The following is a 23,023-nucleotide window of genomic DNA, read 5'->3' as shown; positions in this document are numbered from 1 at the left end:
TAATTAAAACTTGTAAGTGAATCCCGCAGTGATGTTGCGCGGACGCTGTGGATTTACTGTGCTCCATCCGTTGTAATATTCCTCATCAGTAAAGTTATTGAACTTGAGATTGAGGCGATATGTCTTGGCATCATAGAACAGGGAGCCGTTTAATACAGTGTAAGACGGAATGGTAAATCGCCCGGTATTGGAACGGTTAATTACATAGTTATCGCTTGCGTAGTTACCGCCGAATCCGAGTCCGAATCCTTTGAGTGAACCGGTTGTGAAACGATAGCTGATCCATCCATTGATTAAATCAGAAGGTCCGGCTTCTTCGGGACGGCGATCCTGCAGGCTGGGAGTGCTCGTTTTTGTGATTTTGCTTTCGTTGTGGCTATATCCAGCAGTAATATTTAGGCCGTTGACGGGCGAAGCATTCAGACTAAATTCTACACCACGACTGTATTGTTCCCCGTCCTGTATTGAGTATTGTGGGCGATTGGGATCGGAGCGAACGATATCAGAGACGGTAATATCGTAGTAACTTGCTGTGGCAGTAAGGCGGTCGTTGAAAAGGCTTGACTTAACACCGACCTCCCACTGGTTGGCCTGTTCGGGAGAAAAGCTTTCAACAGTACCGTCGCCCTGGGTGACAGGGGCAACGTTATTAAAGCTGTTCATGTAATTAGCAAAGATAGACACTTTCTCTTCAATGGGTTTAAATACAAGTCCAAATTTTGGAGAAAACGTTGTTTGTTCGTAGTCGTCAGCCTCGGTTTCGGGGTTGCCATTATTTACAAAATGATCCAGTCGGACGCTGGCCATTACTGAAAGTTTTGGCAAGATATCAATCACATCCGAAGCATATGCAGAGTACACCTGCTGTTCTGTTGAACTTTTATAAACAGAAGTATTGGCCAGCATTTTATCCACTCCTGCCTTGGAAATAGCGGGGACAGAGTTATTACTGTCAATATTGAATGAATCATAAGCGATATATCCGCTACTGTTGTTTATAACATTTTGCCGTAGAAAGTCGAGGCCTATAACCATTTGGTTTTGTAGGCCACCCAGCTCAAAATCGCCGGTGAAGTTCTGCTGAATATTGGTCCCGAGAGTTGTGGAGTTCTGGTCACTAATATAGCGTCCGAATGTATTGCCGGGAATACCGATTGTTGAAATGTAGCTATAGTACCCCTCGGATTTTGCAGAGCTTCTGGAAAGAACGGTTTCTGATGTCCATGAATCAGAAAGATGGTACGTCATTTTACCCTGTAGACGAAATACCGGGTTACTGATGGTGATATCATTTGTCGTATAGGAGTTTTTGTTGTTGTAACTTAGCTCTGAAATATTGTTGTCATCAAGCGGTGCACTCCGGTTTAGGAACAGCATCGTTGGGTTGGTACCCTCAGAGTGATAGAGTTCAGTATTGATTAAGAAAGAAAGATCTTCATTCACTTCGTAGGAGAGAGAGGGTGCTATAAAGTAGGATTCAAAAAATCCGGCATCTTGAAAACTGTTTTCTTTGTGGTACGCTCCATTAATGCGAAGTGCGACATCCTGTTCAGCACTAATGGGGGTGTTGACATCTGCCGAGATTCGGTTAAGTCCAAAGCTACCTGTGCGGTAGGAAATATCTCCGCCAAAATTATCGGATGGCTTTTTAGTCACTACGTTTATGAGTCCGCCGTAGGAGGTTACCGTGTTACCGAATAACGTGGCAGAGGGACCTTTAATAAATTCAACACGTTCAACATTGGCGGGATCAAGTGATCCGTTTGTCAGCGAGGGGAGTCCGTTGAGCATATTAGGTTGCACCGAGAATCCGCGAATAGAATAATAGCCGGCGCCATCGCCGCCACGGCCCGTCGATTCCCAAAGTTTGTTAACACCGGGAGCATTGTTGAGAATGTCTTCGAACTTGGTGATAACCTGGTCTTCAATCAGCTCAGCATTTACGGTATTATATACTTGAGGATTTTCCAGGTTTTGTACCGGTAACTTGGCTACATATTCACTGAACTCAGTAGAAAATTTGTTGATTTGGTTTCCTTCAACAACGATCTCCTGGAGTTTTTCATTTTTGTTTGAAAGTGTAATGTTGATCGATAGTTCTTCTCCACTTTCGATTGAAATAGATTTGCGTTGGTTGGCATATCCAACCGCAGAAACGACCAAGATGTAGTCTCCAGCAGGGATTTCAGTGATAGAATAATAGCCTTGCGCATCACTGGCATCTCCAAACGAAGTACCCTGTAATGCAACGTTAATATCGGATACAGGTTTTTGTTCGGTGTTGGTAACTTGTCCTTCAATTTTTGCCGATTGGGCAAATACAGAAGCACTAAAAGTAAAAAATAGCAGTACAGTTAAGGTGAGGCGAATAAAATTATTTTGACAGTTCATAAAACGTAAATCCTACTACGGTGTATTATTTCTGATTCTAATTTAAGTGGCTATTCCGAGCGAGATCGAAAAGGAAGCTGTTCTTTTATTGTTGAATAGAAAGAAAAAAACAGCCCTATATACTTATATAGATCGCTTCTAAATAGCACGCCTGAAACTATTTAGATTAAATCTATATAGCAAGATTTTTATCAGGATTTTTTTGCTCTTGAAGGTAGGAGTTGAAAAGGTCAAAAGAAGAAATAGATATTGTAAACTAAAAAATATAACCGTAGTTAAGGTAAAGTGTCTACATGAAGAAAAGTTGAATGGAAGGTTAATCTTTGCTCTTGATGCTTCTCGATAAAAAATATTCAATACCCAAAAATTTTACACAAAACACTTATTTGGTTGTAACGTATTATCGCTTAATCTTACCGACATCTAAGTAAATAATCACACAAAATAGATTACCATGGATCAAGAGCATCATCAACAGAAGGAATCTCACGATGAGGGGCATCACGATCACCATGCCCATATGCTGGATGATTTTAAGAAGCGATTTTTCATCTCGCTATTACCCACTGCACTCATTCTATTATTGTCGCCCATGATCCAGGAGTTCATGGGCATCGCCGGACAGTTGGACTTTACCGGTGATATATCACTTCTTTTTCTGCTATCCACTTTTGTATTCTTTTATGGCGGATGGCCGTTTCTAAAAGGAGCTTATGATGAGATAAGTGATAAACAGCCCGGTATGATGACTCTAATAGGGCTGGCCATTACCGTGGCGTACGGCTATAGTTCGACTGTAGTATTCGGATTGGAGGGCAAGCTCTTTTTCTGGGAGCTGGCTACGCTTGTGCTCATTATGCTGGCCGGACATTGGATAGAGATGCGGTCGGTGATGAGTGCTTCACGCGCCCTTGAAGAGCTGGCCAAGCTGATGCCGGATACCGCTCACCGTCTTAAAGATGACGGCAGTACCGAAGAAGTGCCGCTCAAAGAATTACAAAATGGAGACCGGCTGGTGATAAAGCCCGGCGAAAAGATTCCCGCTGACGGTGAGGTCATGGAAGGATCAACTCAAGTTAATGAATCGCTGCTTACCGGGGAATCGAAGCCGGTTTCTAAAGAAGAAGGCGATGAGGTTATTGGTGGCGCTATCAATAGGGAAGGATCCATTACGATAAAAGTTACCAAAACCGGGGAAGATTCCTTCCTTTCGCAGGTGATTTCGCTGGTTGAAGAAGCCCAAGAAAGTAAATCCAAAACACAGAATTTGGCAAACCGTGCAGCGGCCTGGCTTACATTCGCGGCTTTAGGCGCCGGAGCGCTGACGTTATTTGGCTGGACGTTCTGGTCATCGCAGGACTTTGTATTTGCCATCGAGCGCACCGTTACCGTCATGGTTATTACCTGTCCCCACGCTCTCGGGCTGGCGATACCGTTGGTGGTTTCGGTATCTACCTCGCGAGCGGCCAATGAGGGATTTCTTATTCGCAACCGAACGGCCTTTGAGCAGGCTCGTAACGTAGATGCTATCATTTTCGACAAGACGGGTACGCTCACCAAGGGCGAGTTTGGCGTTACCAACATCAGGCTGTTTACAGAAAATTATTCTGAGGATGAATTACTTAAGCTTGCTGCTTCGATCGAGACACGATCCGAACATTCCATTGCCCAGGGTATTGTAGAAGCTGTGGATGAAACCTATGAGGTTTCGGAATTCAATTCTATTACCGGGAAAGGCGTAATTGGTAAGGTCGAGGAGAAGCAATTAGCGGTAGTAAGCCCCGGATATTTGGAAGAGCAGGATATTGAAATTCCTGATCGTGAGCAGATTGATGAACTGGCATTGGAAGGTAAAACGATTGTTTATGTTTTAATTGATGATACACTGGAAGGGGCTATTGCGCTGGGTGATCAGATTCGAGAAGAATCTTATGAAGCTGTAAATAAATTAAAAGAGGTGGGTATTCAATGTATGATGCTTACCGGAGATAATGAGCAGGTAGCCGAGTACGTAGCCAATGAGCTGGGACTGGAAGATTATTTCGCCGAAGTATTACCGGATGAAAAGTCCGACAAAGTAAAAGAAGTGCAACGTCGTGGATTGACCGTGGCGATGGTCGGTGATGGTGTTAACGATGCGCCTGCTCTTGCGCAGGCCGACGTGGGTATTGCCATTGGGGCGGGATCTGATGTAGCCGTAGAAACCGCTGACCTGGTGCTGGTGAAAAATAATCCCGGGGATGTCGTTTCTTCTATTTTTCTGGCCAAGGCAACGTACCGTAAAATGATCCAGAACCTCTGGTGGGCCAGTGGTTACAACATCGTAGCTATTCCGCTGGCTGCCGGCGTATTTGCTTGGGCAGGAATCATATTAAGTCCGGCTGTGGGGGCTATTCTGATGTCGTTGAGTACGGTTGTAGTGGCTATTAATGCTCGTTTTTTGAAAGTGGAAAACTAAGCCACTTTTGAATTCCCTGTTAGGTACATAGAGGTTATAAGTCTAAATAATTGCGTATTGTTTCTGGTTTTGCCCAGCAGGGACAAGAAGATAAGCACAAAAAAAAGGAAGCCCGCCTGATTAACGTAGGCAGACTTCCTTCAGGATTTTAAGCCAACTTTTATTTATTCTCGAGAATAATTTTCAGAGCTTTTTCTTCAGCAGCATTGCCAAAGGTGTCGTAAGCATCCATTATTTCATCTAACTTAAAATGATGGGTAATTAGCTGCTCGGGTTCCAACTTGCCGGCTCCCACCGTTTTCATCAGCATGGGGATGGTATAGGTGTCAACTAAGCCTGTGGTCATAGTGATATTTTTGATCCACAGTTCTTCCAGTTTAAAGTCTACGCTGGTACCGTGAACACCGACCACAGCAACCTGGCCACCGGCTTTGATGATATCCTGGCAGATATCAAACGTTGCAGGAATACCAACTGCTTCAACGGCAACATCTACTCCTTTGCCATCGGTGAGTTCCATTATTTTATCAACAGCATTTTCCTCACCACTGTTGACGGTGTCGGTAGCCCCGAATTCTTTGGATACTTCGAGGCGATTGTCATCGAGGTCAACCATAATGATTTCAGCAGGGGAGTAAAATTGGGCAGTAAGTAACGCTGCAAGCCCAATGGGACCAGCTCCAACGATAGCAACTACATCACCGGGTTTTACTTTACCGTTTAGAACACCTACTTCAAAACCGGTGGGTAAAATATCGCTGAGCATAACTAAGGCTTCTTTATCGGCACCTTCCGGGATGTGATACAGGCTGGTATCAGCATGTGGAATGCGAACATATTCGGCCTGTGTACCATCAATTTTATGCCCTAAAATCCAACCACCATCTTCACAATGAGAGTACATCTGTTTTTTGCAGTTATCACATTTCCCGCATGCAGTGATACAACTAATTAGAACAGGGTCGCCTTTTTTGAAATTGGATACGCCTTCACCAACTTCTTCGATAATGCCGACCCCTTCGTGACCAAGGGTAGTTCCATCTTCAACAGCAGGCACATCTCCTTTCATGATGTGGAGATCAGTGCCACAAATGGTTGTTTTTGTGATCTTGACAACCGCATCTGTAGATTCCTGAATTTCTGGGTTGGGTTTTTCTTCGTAAGCGCGATTTCCGGGACCGTGATAAACGAGTGCTTTCATAATAATTACCTCTCATTATTTGCTTAAAGGCATCTTCATAATTTCTCAAAGGATGCACTAATTGACGTTTCTACATTTTATATAATTGCAAGAGATGTGCCACAAATGTTTATCTGATGATTTTTTAAGAGGGGATTAGAACAAGCATAGCAGCATTTTATTCCGAAAAAACAGTTAATTACGAAGGGATTTGAAAATATTGCAAATACGCAATGCTATTGACATTCAGCTGTCGCATTTATGCATAAAAAAAGAGCACCGATCAAATTGATCGATGCTCTGAATACTACACTAAAATCTAAGTAAGCGCTGAGAATATTTGACTCAGTTAAAATTTAACTTTTATTCCTTTTGATCTATTTGTTTGAGCAATTCATCGACGGCCTTTTTTAGCTGAGCATCCTGGCCGGTTCTGTAATCTGGGGGGTTGATTACCTCTACATCAGGCACGGCTGGAACGCGATCCATATTGTTATCTGTATTTTTGACGAACCAGCCTCGGAATGGAAGTCGAACATACGAACCGCCCATTAGGCCGGCGCCGCCAGTAGAAATTACTGCACCAAATGTTGGTTCACCTACTAATGTGCCGAGATCCAACTGCTTATATGCATGAGAAAAGATCTCTGCATTTGAATAACTATTCTGATTAGCCAAAGTGATGGAATGTTTAGTCCAGCTGGACAGTGGCAGTCGCTCACCAAAGGGATAGTGTTCACGGAAGTTAGTTTTATTTTTTGAAAGATTGTTAGTTGCTCCGCGAGGAATTGTGTAAGCGTGTTGACGATATTTTAACACTGTTAATAGATAATCGGTCGTCCAGCCCCCACCGTTATATCGCACGTCGATAACGATCCCTTCCTTGCCTTCACCGGATGCCACGAGTTCGCGTTCGAAACGCTCAAAGCTGGGCCAGTTCATTCCTTCAACATGAATATAACCCAATCTTCCGTTTGAGTATTTTTCGGTAAGTTCTTTACGCTTTTCAACCCATTCATTATAAAGTTGATCTCCCAGACTTCCGGTAGGCTCAATAACAACTTTACGTGTTTCACCTTCAGTATTTTGAACCTGCAGCAGGGTAGGGGTATCAACTCTGTCGGATAGCAAGCTGTAATAATTATCCACTTCGGCAACCTGTTGTCCTCCAACTGCGGTAATAATGTCTCCCACATTGAGCGTACTCACCTCTCGGTCAGCAGGAGAATTAGGAACCACGCGAACGACTCGTACGCCATTCGAAGCGGGTTCAACCTCGGCGCCGATAAGTCCGGTTCGGGTTTCTTGCGTTTCAGCGCGATCTGATCCGTAAAAGCCCATGTGACTGGCATTAAGTTCCCCAAGCATCATGTTCACAACATCTTCAAAATCTCTATCTGTTGAGGTTTGCATAGCCCACGGCTTGTAATGTGTTTTAAGTGCCGTCCAATCCTGCCCATGAAAATTGGGATCATAAAAATTGACATTTAGTTTTCGCCATGCTTCCTCAAAGATCTGCTCGCGCTGCTTATTATGATTTATTTTCATGCTCGCACGGTACGGCAGTTGTTCAATACTATTTTTATCCAGACTATAGCGCCCGATTTGTCCACCGCGTTGCATAAAATAGAGGCTATTTAAATCGGCATTTAAGCGAAGGTCATTTGGGTTTATTCCTTGATCAGTAAGAGCGGAAATCTTACTGCCGTCCCATTTTGCTTTGTAGATATCCTCATCAGCATCATCACCTACGAAATAGAATGTTTCTCCATCTTTGGAGATAGCAATATTTGATTCGTCCCCGGGCATCGAAGTAACCTGATGTAACCGTTTGTAAAGGCCGTCGAAATCGATGGAAACATTTATGTCAACGGTATCATTCGGTGATACGACTTCAGGTTTTTCACTTTTATCCCAGTCAAGTTGTGTACGCTGCCAGTCGCGTTTATTGAGCCAGGCAAACCAGACATCATCATTGCCGTTATTACGATTTGACAGGAAGGCAAGCTTGCTACCGTCAGGACTCCAGACTGGATCAGTATCGGGCCGGGGGTGTTTGCTGATATTGACGGGTTCCCGGGAGTCATCTGCGGGATGAATGTAAATTTCATGATTGAAGTCGAGATCAGGCATAGAGTACGCCAGCCATTTGTTGTCAGGACTCCAGGCCACATCACTGGCCTCTGCCCATCCATTATCCACCAAGATGGTTTCTTCTCCGAGCTTGTCTCGTCCTGATATTCCAGCTACCACCAGTTGTCCGCGACCACGGTTGAAAGCTATCTTCTTTCCGTCGGGGGAAACGACTGGATTGCGTTCGCCCATTTCGGTATTAGTAAGCTGTTTTGTTTGAAACTGAAGGCTTTCAAAGAGATCGTTGGCATCTTTTTGGGATGGCCGAATGGAAAATAGATCATATTGACCGTTGCGATCGCTGGCAAATATCAGTGTAGAATCATTTAAAAACGCCACATCACGATCGCGGTAGGGATGGTCAGTTACTTTTACAGAACGCTGTTTGGAGGGATCGTTATGTTTAACAAAAATTTCGCCCTCGATTACAAATGCCAGCCAGTCTCCGCTTGGGGAAATGTCGAACTCCTGTGCATCTTCGGTAAAGGTTTTCTGCTCAATATTATAAAACCGTTGGTCTTGGGTAACATCGAGAGGCAAGCGGTTGCTGTTTCCTTCCTGAGGATCAAGGGTAAAAAGTCCAGTTTTGCGTTCATAAACAATACGCTGTTCTTCGTCGTCTATATCAAAGTAACGAATGCCATCGTCCTTGAAATTTGTAATAGCGTTGGGGGAATAGTTTAGGCTGCCATCATCATTTAGTTCCACTTTATGGATATTATGAGCTCCATTTCTTTCACTCAAGAAGTAAAGAGTTCGGCTATCGGTAAAGGTGGGATACATATCATTTCCCTTAAAATCGGTAAGTTGATGATAGCTTTCGTTTTCCAGATCATAGAGCCAAAGATCTTTATTTGCTGATCCGCGATACCGCTTGCGAAATTCGCGATTATAGCCTCTGACAAATACTAAAAATCGTCCATCGGGACTCATCTCCGCCATCATCCCAAAAGAATTAAAAAAGCGGTCGGGCGTGCCGCCTTCAGCACCTACGGTATGAATTTCCGGCTCCCATTCCACTTGGTTGAATAATCGATTACTGGTAAAGATTACGCTATTGCCGGGCGTCCATCCGGTTAATTCGTCATTGGTAGAATGATAGGTGAGTCGTTTAATCTGACTGCCGTTTTTATTCATCACAAAAACATCATCATTCCCGTGACGGTCGCTGGTAAATGCAATCTGGGCGCCCCCGGGACTCCATTTGGGATATGCTTCATACGCTTCGTGCAGGGTTAGCCGCCAGGCGCGTCCGCCTTCAGCCGGCACGGTCCATATATCACCCTGATACGAAAATGCAATGGTAGAGCCATCGGGACTGATGGCAGGAAAACGGGCAAAGGGTTCATCTGATTGAGCAAGGGATGCGGTAAATAGTAAACATACGATACCAACGGTAAGAAATAGCTTTTTCATAATTTGACGTTTAATTGGAAATAAGTCTGAGTAGCTTTTAAATTGATGAATATCTATTTGAAAAGTCGTTAACGATAGAAATCCTATTATGTAAGAGATTTCAAGCAGAAGCAAATTTACATCGTAAAAATCAGTAAATTCTAAACTTATGATAAGTGTGAAAACTATAATTCATAGGTTCTTGATTTGTTAATCTATTTTAGTAGTTATAAGCTGGTTAAATTGCAGTAAAAGCCGTTCGGTCGCAGATAAATTTTGCAGTTCTTCTCGTATCTGAACGGCAAGTTTCGGCCTGTCTGTAATAATGCCATCAACGTTAAATTCAATCATATTGGCCATAATACTGGCACGATTGATCGTCCAGGCATAGACATCTATACCTTGTTGTTGGGTTTGGTTTATTAGGAGGGGAGAAACTGCTCGATGATTTACTGCTAAAAGATCAACGGGCAGCTGACTTTTATTACCTACCGAAAAGGCAGATACGTAGCCAACGGTAATACCCGGAGCTATTTTTTGTATCAGGCGAATAGTATCCAGATTCAGGGACATGATAACGACTTCATTCTCCATGTTCCTTTCTCGTATAGTTTCAATAACTTTGTGAGCTAATGCTTCAGTTGATTGCTTTAGCTCAATCATTAGTCCAATTTTTCCATGGCTTGCAGCCAAAAAATCATCGAGTGTATATATTTTTTGTTGATGACTTTTGCCATTCGAATAGGCCTTCTCAAGAATATGTTGTAACTGGTTATAGTCGGTTTTTGAGATAGAAGCCGAGTTGCCGGCAATACGCATAAGATCAAAGTCGTGTGCTACTACGATTGTACTGTCTCGGCTTAGCTGGACATCAATTTCGGCCCATTCAGCTTTTGTTTGCATCGTAAGATCGAGTGCTTGTAATGTATTCTCGGGAGCAGGGGCTGGGCCCGCACGGTGTGCTGCTATTTTAACTTGGTGGCTGTTCTTTGTTTCTGGGATCTGTTCGATTATATAGCCGCTAAAAACAAAACTGATGAAAACAATGCCTGCAATCACTGGAAAAAGATAGGTTGGTTGGAAGATGTTTTTAAAAATGGAGCCAAGCTTTTTGAATTTATAGCGAGAGCGTGGAGCTGAGGTAGGATCGAGTTTCTGAAAGTCTTGGAGATATAGTTTTGTGATGAGTGTTGATACATAGGAAAATCCCAGAAAGGAGATTATAGCATCAAGTAAGAGAGAGGCCATCAGATAGATTCCTGTTGCAAGTGCGATGACTCGCAAGCTACTTGTGAGGTCAGTAATCCAGCTGGTGATCCAAAAGGATGCAGCAAAAAGAATAGTGTCTGCTATAAATCGAATAATCATCCAAAAACCGATAGCAGTAAGAATGGATTTTAGGTGTTTCTTTGATTTTTGCGAGCCAACGTGCCAGGCATGTTGTAATGACTCTTTTATAGATTTTTGACTGTAAAGATATGTAGGTAACGCAAATAGGAATCGACCGGCTAAAAAAACGATCCCCGATAGCCAGATTAATAACCAAATTACAACTATAATGATGGTAAGGTGCCATTCGATTGGAGTTTCCGAGAGGTAATAATTGATATCATAGCTATCCAGTAATAGTTCATATATCAATGCCAAGCCTGCCGCCAGTGGTAACATCAGGAGGAGCCCTGTTGCCACAATAAACAAACACAGCCGAAATAATAGATGAGTTTTGCTGAGGATACGGACTATGATATTTCGAAAATCTACTACTTGCTTGTTGATGTTATCAGCTACAATCTGAAAGATTCCTGCGAACCGAAGTATCCACCCGGTAAGAGTGAGAGTAGCACCAAGCAGTATATAGGTTGCACCAATGGGTGAGAGCAGCCAGGAAATGAGTTGTTCGTTTCCGATTATTAATTGTCCACTGCGGAAAAAGTCCAGGCCCAATACGGCAGACGAAATAGGGGCTAATATAATGGCGATGAGGCCCCATATAAGTATTGTCCACGCTGCCATCGGCTTCCAGAGATGGATAACTCGTCGCCAGGTAGAGCGGATGAGATTTGAGCGTAGAATTTTTCGAAGGAATTTATTCATGGAGGTATGATAAACATTGACCGACAAAACTCAATTTTTGTATATAAAGAAAGCGGGAGGGATAATCTCAGAGAAAAGAAATAGAAAAAGGGCAAATCCGTGGAGATCTGCCCTTAAATTTAAGTATGTGAGATCAGCGTATTATTCGGCTACTTCGAGGTATTTACTTGCGGGGCTGGATCCATGTTCTTTAGTAAAAAAGATCTCAAATTTTTGATAATCGCCTTCCGGATTCGGCCAAAGTAGTGTTCCTCTCAGCTGCATGACCAGCGTTTCAATAAGAATATTATGCAGTGAATTACTGTTTTTGGCTTCATTGGGACAGTTTACAATGCAATCTCCCTCAATAATCAGATGTACCTTGTTGCCATATTCGCGTAACTGAATATCAATGGATGAACATTTATCTTCATCAGTAAAATTGAATATCAGCGAAAGGATTTCATTTAACAATAGGCCGCTGGGAATGGATTGATTAATATTTAGAGATAGCTCTTCTGAAGGAATATTAATCTGAATATTGTTTGTATCCCGTTGGTTCTGAACCATCCGGCTATTCACTAATTCTTGTAGAAAGTTGGTAAAGGGGATTGTTGTAAGATTACCGTTTTGATACAGCACCTCATGGATAGAGGCGATTGTCATAATACGATTCTTAATATTCTTCAACTCATTTTCCAACGTATCATCGGTAGCGTCAAAAAGCTGTAGTTCAACAAGACTGGTAATGAGTGCAAGATTGTTTTTTACACGGTGATGCAGTTCCGAAAGAAGAGCCTCTTTTTCCTGTAAAGTCTCTTTAATTTTTTCACGGTAATTGTGTTGTACAGATACATCTACATATATGCCATAGATAGCGATGATCTCGTCCTCTAATCTAACGGGAACACTACCGATTAAAACCGGAACCTCTTTGCCATCTTTATTTAAACGAATTGTTTCTGTTTGAAGACTTTCTCCGTTTTGCGTAGCGAGAGAAATAGTTTTTGCCTCATTTTCTTTGCTTTTGGGAGCTAAGAGTTTATTGATGTTTTTGCCCGTTACTTCGTCTTTTGAATATCCAAAAATCTCTTCAAAACTGTCATTTATTTTCTGGATTTTGTTATCATTATCGACAATGGTAATACCCACCGGAGAATTATCAAAAAGCTGTTCCAGCATGATTTGATTTTTGCGATTTTCACGCTCAATCTTTTTACGTTCGGTAATATCAATGCCGGTAGTTACAATATATACTTTACCATCCTCAATAAATCGCTTGGCAAAAAACGAATACTTTTTTATTTGTCCATTTTTGGATATTAATTTTGTCTCAACGGATATTTCTCCTTCCTTAATACAGCGTTCAATATATTGCTGGGTTTCTTCTTTATATTCATCGACAATAAAGTCCCCTGCTTTTTTCTGAGTCAGTTCTTCGGCATTGTATCCCAGCTTTGTCACCATATTTTCATTCCAGCGGATGAAGTTGCCTTTTCGATCCATCACAAAAAATACGCCGGGGATGCTATTCAGAGCCGACTCAGTAAATTGCTTGGTTTGGAATAGATCGTGTTCAACTTCCTTGCGCCGACTGATATCATGGAAGGAAATAATAGATCGTAATTTGCCATCCGGATTGCGATAGGTTCGAGCCGTTGTTTCTGTAGGGATGGTATTACCCTGTTTGTTAATAAATTCGAGTTCCAGCGAAAAAGTGCCGGATTTTTCTTGCTGCTCAACAGCCGCTTTATAGGTTGGATCATCAACATTTATGACAGAGTCCAGCGAAAGCTCAACAAGCTCCTCCTGATCCCACCCCAAAATATTACTGGCCGTCTGGTTGGCTTCCAAAATATTACCATCGGTATCTGTAATAAAAATACCGTCAATGCTCTGCTTGAATTTTACCTCGAACCGATCCTCGTTTTCTTGTTTTTCATATTTCGCTTTCATTGAGGCCGTGATATCCTCATGGATCATCACAAAATGCGAGTTATCGTCACTGCAGGGTCGAATAGTCAAGTTAAACCAAAATGAATTGGTATCTGTTTTTAGAGGATAAGTAAGGGTAAAAGACGTTTTATTTTGATTTAAAACGTTCTTTAATCCCAATAAAAATTTAAGAGCATAATCGTTGCCTTCCTCAATAGCTCGTTGTAGAACCTCGAAGTAATTAACGCCCTTATCAACTCGTTTAATTGATGAAGAAGCGTCGTCGAAATCATTCCAGGCCTTATTGTAATCTACAATGGTTCCGTCGGCATCTATAATAGCCACATGTGCCAGCAGACTATTCAGAAAAGTTTTGTCAAAAGTAATGTTTGAAAAATCTGTGTCAGTCATAGTACTTGGGTTGATGATAATACGATCATAAAATCATCAATTGTGTAGGACCGGGAAACAGGTGAAAAGCCTATATTTTTAATAACGCAAAAAGCGTATTGGGCATTAGGTAGATTCTGCTATAATACATTTTGTGCCGGAGGCTATTTTTTGTGCAGCTTCAATTAGCTTGTTCTCGGATACATTGTTCTGGATGTATCCCGTAGCTCCTGCAATAATCATCGGCTTAATGAGCGTTTTGTTAAGATATGAGTGAATTGCAAGCAATGGAGTGTCGGGGAATTGTTTACATATTTGAGAAACAGCTTTTGTAGAAGTCTCGTCAAAATCCTCAATATTGGCAACCAAGAGGTCAAAGTCGGCTTGTAATTCTTTTGATTTACTCAGATTGTTTAAATCAGAATAAAACCGAACCGACCAGTCTTCTACTGATTGGAGCATTGTTTGTATAGTAGTGGTAATAGAAGACGCTTTGCCAACGAGTAATATTTGCATGCCGTAGTGTTTTTAAGATGATATACCCAATCTACTATTTTTAACATAGATGGGATATAATTTAAAAAGCCTATTTGGGGGATAGGTGAAAAAGCCTATAAGCCGAAGTTTAAAATCTATATAAACGGGAATAGAAAAAATGGTTCGTGCGAGAATTTGGATTGGGAGAAAGCGATATTTATTCGATATCTACCAAGTCGTGTTTGATAGCATAGGTGACGAGTCCTGCTGTATTTTTGGCACCTGTTTTTTGCAGTAGATTCCGGCGGTGGGCATCTACAGTACGGGTGCTTATGTGCAATTCTTCTGCAATCTCTTGATTGGTGTATTGTTTTACAATCAGCTCGAGCACTTCTTTTTCGCGTTCAGTAATATTTCCGGGATCAGAGCTTTCTTTTTTAGTTGTGCCCTTAACAAGATCCATCATAACACTTTGAGTGGCATCATCGCTAAAATAGTGTTTGCCGTCTAAAATAGTAGTAATAGCATCGACAAGCTCAATTTTGTCGGAGCTCTTGAGGATATAGCCCGAGGCGCCGGCCTCAATCATCTGGCGGATATGCTGATCCTCATCCATCATGGTAAGTGCCAATACTTTTATATCGGGAAATGACTCTTTAATCTTTTCGGTAGCTTCAATGCCATTCATCTCCGGCATGTTAATATCCATGATGATTAAATCGATGTCGTGCTTTTTGCAGATTTCAATGGCCTGAAGACCATTTTCAGCTTCAGCTTCGATAGTAAAGCCTACCTCATCTTCCAACAACATCTTTATCCCATCACGAACAATATCGTGATCATCTGCTAATAATATTTTGATATTACTCATGGTCCGTATTATTAGATTTCAGGTTGTTAACTTCTGGAATGGTGATCGTAGTTTGCATACCTTCACCGGGTTCTGAATTAATATCGAGCGAACCGTTAAGGTTGCTTACTCTTGTTTTTATGCTTCGTAATCCCAAACCAGCTTTTTCATCTTGTTCATCCAGCTGTGTCCCGATCCCATTGTCTTTGATCATTATTTTAAGTGAATCGTTCTTCAGGTGCAATGTAATCTCTATTCTTGTGCACTCAGAGTGACGAACAGCATTTGTAATAAGTTCCTGAAAAATACGGTAGATATTAATTTCAGCCTGATCCTTAAGCTTTAGTTCATCATAGTTATGGTTAAAGTGAAAGTCTATTTCGGTGCTTTTGTTAAAGTCGTTGATGAGATTTTCGAGTGCAGCAATAAGCCCATAATCTGAAATAGCTTTGGGCATGAGATTATGTGCAATATTCCGGGTTTCGGAAAGGGCATTTTTAAGAAGCGATATGCCGGTTTCAAACTGCTTTTGTCGTTTGTCGCTTAATTTTTCAATATCTGCTTTGGCCGATTGCAGGTTCATGCTGGCCGCTACCAAGTGTTGCCCGAGGCCGTCGTGCAGTTCATGGGCAATACGTTTTCGTTCCCGATCTTCGCCCTCAATAACCGACTGAATAATTTTTTCCTGCATTCGTTTTTGTTCAGTAATATCATGCATAAGAGCCAGACGATACGTTTGGTCTCTGTATTGTATATTTGATGCAGTTACCTCAACATGCATAAGTGTTCCGTCTTTTTTTAGATGTCTCCATTCTCCAATATATGTTTCTTCACTTCGGTGCTTTTCGATGGTGTTTTTCAATCTTTCGATATCTTCGGGTGGGCGGATATCGGCCAGTGTCATATTTAAAAATTCTTTTTCGGTATAACCGTAGTGTTCAATAGCCGCTTGATTCACTTCAACATATTCCATCGTGTCCGGATCATAAATCCACATGGGTTCAGGATTATTATCAAAAATATGCCGGTATTTTTCTTCCGATTCGCGGAGTCGTTGTTCAGCTTTAACACGCTCGGTAATATTATTTAAGGTCCCTACCATACGTACAGCTTCGCCGTTTTTATCTCTGATTATTATTCCTCGATCAATAATGTGAGCAATAGAGCCATCGGCCATGTTAAACCGGTATTTCTCTTGCCAAAATTTGTCTTCTCCGTTGATAGCTTTTTCCAAACTTTCACTAGTTCGAACTTTATCGTCGGGATGTATATGGTTGGTCCATGATGATAGGTCATCGGCCAGTTTGCTTCTGTCATAGCCAAAATGATCTTCAAAGCCTTTGCTCCACCATATCTCTTCATTTTGAATATCATAATCCCAAATAACATCGCTGGTTGTATCAGCTACTAACTTAAAACGCTGTTTCTCTTTTTGGAGCTCTTTTTCCAGTTTTTTTTGTTCAGTGACATCGATGACGGTAGAGATCATTAGGTTTTGCTTGTAAAGTGGAATGGCTTTATTGTTAACATACTTTTTGTCTCCTTCTTGTGTTGTAATTTGAATGCCTTTCCAGTTCATGCGTTCGGGCTGCCCGCTTTCCATATCTTGCATGACCTGTTTCTTTATTTGGGCTCGGTAATCGGGATCTTGGTAGACATGTTCAAAAAAGCTTTCTACATCTTTGAGTGTTTTTTTAGGCCACCCGTAAATTTCGCTAAACCGATCATTCATTAAAGTGGTCTTGCCGCCATCGATAGTATTTACGGCTATACCGACAGGTAGATTTTGAAGCGTGGTTTCAATAAAGGTGTTGCGTTGCTTTAGCTTTTTTTCTGACTTTTTACGCTCCGTAATATCCTGTACAATACCCCTTAATTTTGTATTCTCTCCTTCATCAATTTTAGTTGGTATTCCGATTACTCTTATATATTTCTGGTTTCCTTTATCTGTATGCAGTTCAAGGTCGATATCATAAGATTCTCCGTGTTCTATTGCTCGCTTAACAGATTCATTGTGTTTTTGGCTGTCAGTCCCGAAATAATTGTTTTGAATTTCATCAAAACTGGGAGGCCCCATTTCCGGATCGCGTTCATAAATGTCAAACATGGTTTGGGACCAACTGATTTTCTCGGTTTTTGGATTGAATTCCCAGTCGCCAATTTGGCCAATCTTCTGAGATCGCAATAAGCGTTCTTGACGTCGTTTGAGCTCCAGCTCGTTTTTCTTTCGATCGCTGATATCCCTGACAACACTTACTACCTTGTCAACTTCTCCGTCCTCATCATAAACCATGGTAACGGTATGATCAGAATAAAAAATGGTGCCGTCCTTTTTTTGCATCTGGAACTCCGTTTGAAAAACCCCGTTTTCTTCAAGAGGCTGAGCACCCATCTCATCAAACTTTCTGTACATTTGTTCATTGACGTGAAGTATTTGGGTTGAATTGCCGATAAGTTCATCTTCACTGTAGCCGAATATTTCTCTTGTGGCAGAATTGCAGTCCACAATAGTACGGCTTCGGGGATCAACAATGATGAGGCTCGACTCCAGGCTTTCGAAAATCTTTTTTAGCAGTTTTTCTGATCTCCGAATTTTTGCTTGGGAGGCCTTTATGTCGGTCATGTCAATACCGATTCCCACCGAAGTATCATCGGTAAGGCGAACGTTGGTCCATGAGATAGGGAGCTGCTCTCCGGATTTGGTGGTAATATGAAATTCCTTCCAGCCAACGCCGGGACTGTTCATAAAGTCGACAATTTCTTCCCGGTCATCCAGATCCGGATAGCACGCTTTTAAAAGGTCGATATCCTCCTCTTCAACTTCTTCGTTTGACCATCCGATTACTTTTTCAAACTCTTTATTTACTTCAAATGTCTTTAGGTCGGGATCGTAAATCGTTATCAGTACGGGAATGCGTTCAAATAAAACGTCTTTGAGTTCCTTTTTAGATTGGATATCCCTGAGTAGATTTTCCAGCTTCAGCTCTTTTGTTTTAAGCTGCTGGTCATGTTTTTTTATCAGCCAAAATAAGCCGGCACTCGTAAGAAAAACGTAAAACCATCCTTTGTAGGTTTGCAATGTGGAAAGGGCATTAGCATCTGTAACCAATGATTCAAGCAAACGGTCGGTGAAGGCGATCCAGAGAGCGGCAACAATAAGATAAATGACTGTTATCTTTAGTGGGGAAAGCGATATATATTGGTTGTTATTTTTCGACATCTTTTCCGCCTGTCTGTAATTTATTTTTTTAAGAAAAGCTCAGTCTCAATAAAATGTTATTAGGTATTGTAATGCTTTTTTTGAAATAGATAAACCCCTTACTAAGTAGGTAACTATTTAGTAAACAAGATATACAGAAATAACGTTGGGAGTCTATAGGCTTGGAGGTGGGAAAGGATGTAATAAATAAGGCGACCATTATAGGTCGCCTTATAGGTTTAAATGCAATGTATATGTAAAAATTACTCTTGTTTTCGAGTTGATAGTCCAAACGGCATATAAAGGGGACAGGTACTTATTAGGCTGGTAGTTAAAAAGATAATTGCAAATATTCCCAGAATTACGGCAGTGGTTCCGGAAATTATATCCATGAAGTATAGAATACCCACCAATATAGCCAGCAGTGTTCGTACAGCGCGATCAATCGTTCCCATGTTCTTTTTCATGACGGATACCTCTTTAATTTAGCGTTAGTTATTTATTATCGTTTTGTCTAAAAACCGGAATCATTTCTTTAAAGGGTAGTTCGTCGTTGGTATTTGTATTCCTCGATGATTGTCTTTCAGCCATAAGTTCAAACACCATCTTATCGTTCCGGTAATATCGCTTTTGGTAATACACCGGTTTCTCTCCGATCGTGTAGGAGATACGATTCATTAATAATAGCGGTGTTTGCGGATCTATATTTAAGTGCTTGGCCAGTGGTCCGTCTGCCATCGATGCTTCAATGCGATAGCATCCTTTTTCGATAGGGATATCAAATTCATCTTCAAGGATAGAAAAGATGGTGTTTTTTTCCAGGTCATAATCCGCAATAAGTTGACCATAAAAGATGGGCATCCAGGTGATATCGTAGGCAATAGGTTCGCCGTCGCCCAGACGAACACGTTCTAATTGAACAGCAATGGTCTTGTTTTTGATATTGAGATATGAAAGCAGATCTTTACGATCACCGATATCGACTTGTTCAAAGGAGATAAGTTTAGAGCTTGCCTCCATGCCCGATCCCTCCAGCTCTTCGGTAAAGTCATTGAGTATTGAAAAGGATTGATGCGTACGCTGATCGGTAACAAACGATCCCAATCCCTGACAGCGATAAATAAGCTGATCGTTTTCAAGGGTTTGCAGGGCCCGCCGAACGGTAACGCGACTTACATCAAACTTCCTGCTGAGCTCATTTTCCGAGGGGAGCTTTTCATCGGATTCTAACGCCCCACTTTCGATTTTCTGCTTCAGCCAGTCACTTATTTGCTTATGTAAGGGGATTCCTTCTTTTAATTCCATAATCGCATCGTTGTTAAATATTACTCTTCCTTAAACTAAAGAAAAATCCCAATAATACAAATACCTGTCATAACAAGTTAATTTCTTGTATTGGCCAGTTATAAATTATTTATATGCTGTTAGGGGGCTTAATACTTGTTTATAGAGGAAATATATCAGTACAATTAGTTATATGTATCTACTTGTATTGACAACCATAAATTCTATCCCTATATTCATGCATAACAAAAAACAATCAAACCAACAGTGTTATGAAATACTTTTACTCTGCAACAACTGATCAGTCATTTGAGGAAGCTATTGATACCGTAACAGCATTATTGAAGGAAGAGGGGTTCGGTGTTCTTACAGAAATTGATGTCAAAGAAACCCTCAAGAAAAAGCTGGATGTAGATTTTAAAAAATACCGGATCTTGGGAGCTTGCAACCCTGAGTTTGCGCACAAAGCGCTTACCTCCGAAGATAAAATAGGAGTGATGCTGCCTTGTAATGTAATTGTTGAAGAGCAAGATGACGGACAGGTAGAGGTTTCTGCAGTAAATCCGGTGGCCTCGATGCAGGCGGTTGAGAATGAGGAGTTACCTTCTATTGCAGATGAAGTTCGATCACGGTTGCAAAAAGTAATTGACAGGCTGTAGGGGTATCCCCTCTTTCGCAATGTAGATAGTTAAGAGAACTTAAGGTTAGCCAATAAGTAGCCGCAGAAATATTTAACCAACAATAAGCCCTAATGAACATTAAAAGAATAAAAAATGTCTGGCCGATTTTTGCAGTACTGTTACTTTTTATAACTCAGTCGGTACTGGCGCAGTCAAATGCTACTGATGCAACGAACGTTCGGGAAATGAGCCTTCGGGAAGCGCTTGCTATTACAGAAGAGGCCAGTTTCGAAATTCGAATGGCCGAGGCCGATATGGAGAAAGCCCGATCGCAGTATCGGCAAACCAATGCCACGTTTTTGCCACAGCTTTCTATAGAAGAGACGGGTATCTCAACGAATGATCCGCTGAATGTTTTCGGATTTAAGTTAAAACAGGAAGCGGTGACACAGGCTGATTTTAATCCAACGCGGTTAAATGATCCTGATGCCTATGATAACTTTACCACTACTTTTAAGGCGCAGCAGCCGCTGTTTAATGCGGATGCCATTTTTCAGCGTCGAGCGGTGAAAAAGCAGTTAGAGGCGGCTAAAAAGCAGATGGAGGGGACCATTCAGCATGTCCGCTACCAAGTGAAAGATACCTATTATCAGCTTCAATTAATGGAGAAGCAGGACCAAGTGATTACGAAATCACTTGAAGTAGCGCGCGAAAATGAACGTCAGGCCAAGAACTATTACGAGCAGGGAATGATCAACAAGGCCGATTACCTGGCGGCGAAAGTCCGGGTGCTGGAACTGAAAAGTCGGCAGTCAAAAGTTCGTGACCAACGAAAGACGGTGCAGGATAATTTTCGATACCTGCTGAATATTGATGAAGATATCACTATTGAGCCTACGGACAGTTTGCAGATTCGTCCCGGTATTTCGGATGAAATGATTAATACTGAAAATTCAACCAATGCCAAAATTGAGGCTATGAAATACCGGATGTCGGCTGCGAAAGAGATGCAGCGATCCTCAAAGTTCAACTTTATTCCAAGTATAAATCTGTTTGGCAGCTACGAATTTAATGACGATGTGCCCTTCGGTATGCAGGGTGACAGTTATATGGTAGGGGCAACGCTCAAGTGGGATTTGTTTAAAGGGTTTAAAAATGTGGGCAATGTGATGGAATCAAAAGCCCGATTAAAAAAAGCAGAGTTGGCTTATGAAAGCAGCCTTTTCAAAAACAAGATGGAGATCCAGCAGGCACAGCGTTCACTTAATCAGGCCCAAGAACAGCTTCAGTTTGCTGAGGCATCAGTAGAGCAATCGGAAGAAGATTTTCGCATCCGAAATAATCGCTATGAGCAAGGGATGGAAAAAACGACTGATCTACTGCGGGCAGAAACCAAGCTGCTCCAAAGCAAGTTGCAGCGATTAAATGCGCTTTATCAATATAATTTAAGTGTGGCAACGCTGGAGTTGCTGCTTGAGCGCGAAATGCCTTACTAATTTTCTATAAGATTTTAACAACTAAACAAATAGAACAATGAAATATAGAATAATGAACATATCAGGAAGACTATTATCTGCACTTGCAGTGCTAATGTTGATGGGGATCTCGTGCAGTTCTTCTGAAAGTGAGAAGCCTGCGCAAGATGAGCCCTTAACGGTAGATACTCAGGCCGCGGAATATGTACAGGGAACGGCATCACACAACTTTTCGGGTACGGTAAGTAGTGATCGCACGGTTAATATGAGTACCAAAGTAATGGGACGTATTACCCAGCTTGATCTTGAAGAGGGAGACTACGTCAGCAAGGGCGATGTATTGATTCAGATTAAAGATGATAATCTACAAGCACAAAAGAATCAGGTAGAATCAAACCTGATGGCAGCCAAAGCGGCGCTGCAAAATGCAAAGACCAATTATAATCGAATAAAGAACTTGTATGAGCAGAACAGCGCGACCAAAAAAGAGCTGGATGATATATCTACCAAGTACGAAATGGCCAAGTCCAAAGTCAATACTGCGGAGAGCAAACTTCAAGAAATTGAAGAAATGCTCAATTATACCAGGTTGACAGCTCCTTTTAACGGATATGTGGCCTCAAAGATGGCTACCGAAGGAGATATGGCCTCACCGGGACAGCCTATTATTGCGCTTGAACAGGAAGGAATTATGAAAGTGAAAATAACGGTGCCCGAGAGTAATATTTCGCTTTTCAATTATGATGATACTGTAACAGTGGACATAAAGGCCGCTGGTCAAAAGGGTATGACGGGCGTAGTTAAGAATATTAATCAGTCCGGTAACCGCGGTAGCCGACAGTTTGCTGTTGAAGTGATGTTGCCCGAATTGGAAAAGAATGCAGACATAAAATCAGGAATGTTCGCCCAGGTCGGATTGGTAACAGAGAGTGATCGTGCAATTGTTGTGCCCAAGTCTGCCATTATTGAGCGCGGACAGCTGACGGGTTTATATACATTAACTGATAACTCTGAAATTGTGCTTCGCTGGGTTAGCCTTGGCGACGAAAGTGCCAACGGTGTAGAGATCTTATCGGGATTATCGGAAGGTGAAACGTATGTAGCTTCAGTTGAGCAGCCGCTACGCGAAGGTCGAAAAGTGAATACGCAATAAATAGAAATTA

14 protein-coding genes are annotated in these 23,023 nt (G+C 41.7%); 4 read left to right on the top strand and 10 right to left on the bottom strand.

The window, feature by feature from the left end; translation table 11 throughout:
• Positions 1-3: 3 nt before the first annotated feature.
• Positions 4-2,391, bottom strand: a complete 2,388-nt coding sequence (locus tag ACQ4LT_RS06360) for a TonB-dependent siderophore receptor (protein WP_445665195.1) — start codon at positions 2,389-2,391, stop codon at positions 4-6.
• Positions 2,392-2,845: 454 nt separating this feature from the next.
• On the opposite strand from ACQ4LT_RS06360, the gene ACQ4LT_RS06355 reads away from it, so the two are divergent.
• The gene (locus ACQ4LT_RS06355; protein ID WP_445665194.1) at positions 2,846-4,849 is read left to right on the top strand and encodes a copper-translocating P-type ATPase; all 2,004 of its coding nucleotides are present in this window, start codon (positions 2,846-2,848) and stop codon (positions 4,847-4,849) included.
• Between the two features lie 160 nt (positions 4,850-5,009).
• On the opposite strand, the gene ACQ4LT_RS06350 is transcribed toward ACQ4LT_RS06355, so the two are convergent.
• From ACQ4LT_RS06350 to ACQ4LT_RS06310, 9 genes are all read right to left on the bottom strand, one after another.
• Positions 5,010-6,050: a zinc-dependent alcohol dehydrogenase family protein gene (locus tag ACQ4LT_RS06350; protein WP_445665193.1), complete on the bottom strand. Its 1,041-nt coding sequence runs from the start codon at positions 6,048-6,050 to the stop codon at positions 5,010-5,012.
• Between the two features lie 342 nt (positions 6,051-6,392).
• Positions 6,393-9,578: a S41 family peptidase gene (locus ACQ4LT_RS06345; RefSeq protein WP_445665192.1), complete on the bottom strand. Its 3,186-nt coding sequence runs from the start codon at positions 9,576-9,578 to the stop codon at positions 6,393-6,395.
• Between the two features lie 189 nt (positions 9,579-9,767).
• Positions 9,768-11,651: a glycerophosphodiester phosphodiesterase family protein gene (locus ACQ4LT_RS06340; RefSeq protein ID WP_445665191.1), complete on the bottom strand. Its 1,884-nt coding sequence runs from the start codon at positions 11,649-11,651 to the stop codon at positions 9,768-9,770.
• Positions 11,652-11,792: 141 nt separating this feature from the next.
• Positions 11,793-13,976 carry a PAS domain S-box protein gene (locus tag ACQ4LT_RS06335; RefSeq protein ID WP_445665190.1) on the bottom strand — a complete coding sequence of 728 codons (2,184 nt, stop codon included), beginning with the start codon at positions 13,974-13,976 and terminating at the stop codon, positions 11,793-11,795.
• Between the two features lie 105 nt (positions 13,977-14,081).
• Entirely contained in the window at positions 14,082-14,471 is a 390-nt protein-coding gene (locus ACQ4LT_RS06330; protein ID WP_445665189.1) for a hypothetical protein, read from the bottom strand.
• A 178-nt stretch (positions 14,472-14,649) separates the two neighbouring features.
• Positions 14,650-15,303: a response regulator gene (locus ACQ4LT_RS06325; RefSeq protein WP_445665188.1), complete on the bottom strand. Its 654-nt coding sequence runs from the start codon at positions 15,301-15,303 to the stop codon at positions 14,650-14,652.
• Positions 15,296-18,502, bottom strand: a complete 3,207-nt coding sequence (locus ACQ4LT_RS06320) for a PAS domain S-box protein (protein ID WP_445665187.1) — start codon at positions 18,500-18,502, stop codon at positions 15,296-15,298. The genes ACQ4LT_RS06325 and ACQ4LT_RS06320 overlap by 8 nt, the downstream gene beginning before the upstream one ends.
• A gap of 242 nt (positions 18,503-18,744) precedes the next feature.
• Positions 18,745-18,948 carry a YgaP family membrane protein gene (locus ACQ4LT_RS06315; RefSeq protein ID WP_445665186.1) on the bottom strand — a complete coding sequence of 68 codons (204 nt, stop codon included), beginning with the start codon at positions 18,946-18,948 and terminating at the stop codon, positions 18,745-18,747.
• A 28-nt stretch (positions 18,949-18,976) separates the two neighbouring features.
• Positions 18,977-19,786 (bottom strand): GntR family transcriptional regulator, encoded by an 810-nt coding sequence (locus ACQ4LT_RS06310; protein WP_445665185.1) that lies wholly within the window; start codon positions 19,784-19,786, stop codon positions 18,977-18,979.
• 251 nt (positions 19,787-20,037) lie between these two features.
• Between ACQ4LT_RS06310 and ACQ4LT_RS06305 the strand changes: the two genes are divergently transcribed.
• The 3 genes from ACQ4LT_RS06305 to ACQ4LT_RS06295 all read left to right on the top strand — a co-directional run bounded on the left by ACQ4LT_RS06305 (position 20,038) and on the right by ACQ4LT_RS06295 (position 23,013).
• A complete protein-coding gene (locus ACQ4LT_RS06305) occupies positions 20,038-20,424 on the top strand; it encodes a DUF302 domain-containing protein (RefSeq protein ID WP_445665184.1) in 387 nt (128 codons plus the stop codon).
• Between the two features lie 92 nt (positions 20,425-20,516).
• Complete coding sequence (locus ACQ4LT_RS06300) at positions 20,517-21,881, top strand: TolC family protein (protein ID WP_445665183.1); 1,365 nt, start codon at positions 20,517-20,519, stop codon at positions 21,879-21,881.
• Between the two features lie 37 nt (positions 21,882-21,918).
• Complete coding sequence (locus ACQ4LT_RS06295; RefSeq protein WP_445665182.1) at positions 21,919-23,013, top strand: efflux RND transporter periplasmic adaptor subunit; 1,095 nt, start codon at positions 21,919-21,921, stop codon at positions 23,011-23,013.
• The last annotated feature ends 10 nt before the right edge of the window (positions 23,014-23,023 follow it).

This window comes from Fodinibius sp. AD559, assembly GCF_052712805.1.
The sequence above is the reverse complement of the archived record's forward strand: the minus strand, read 5'-3'. Positions and strand labels throughout refer to the sequence as shown.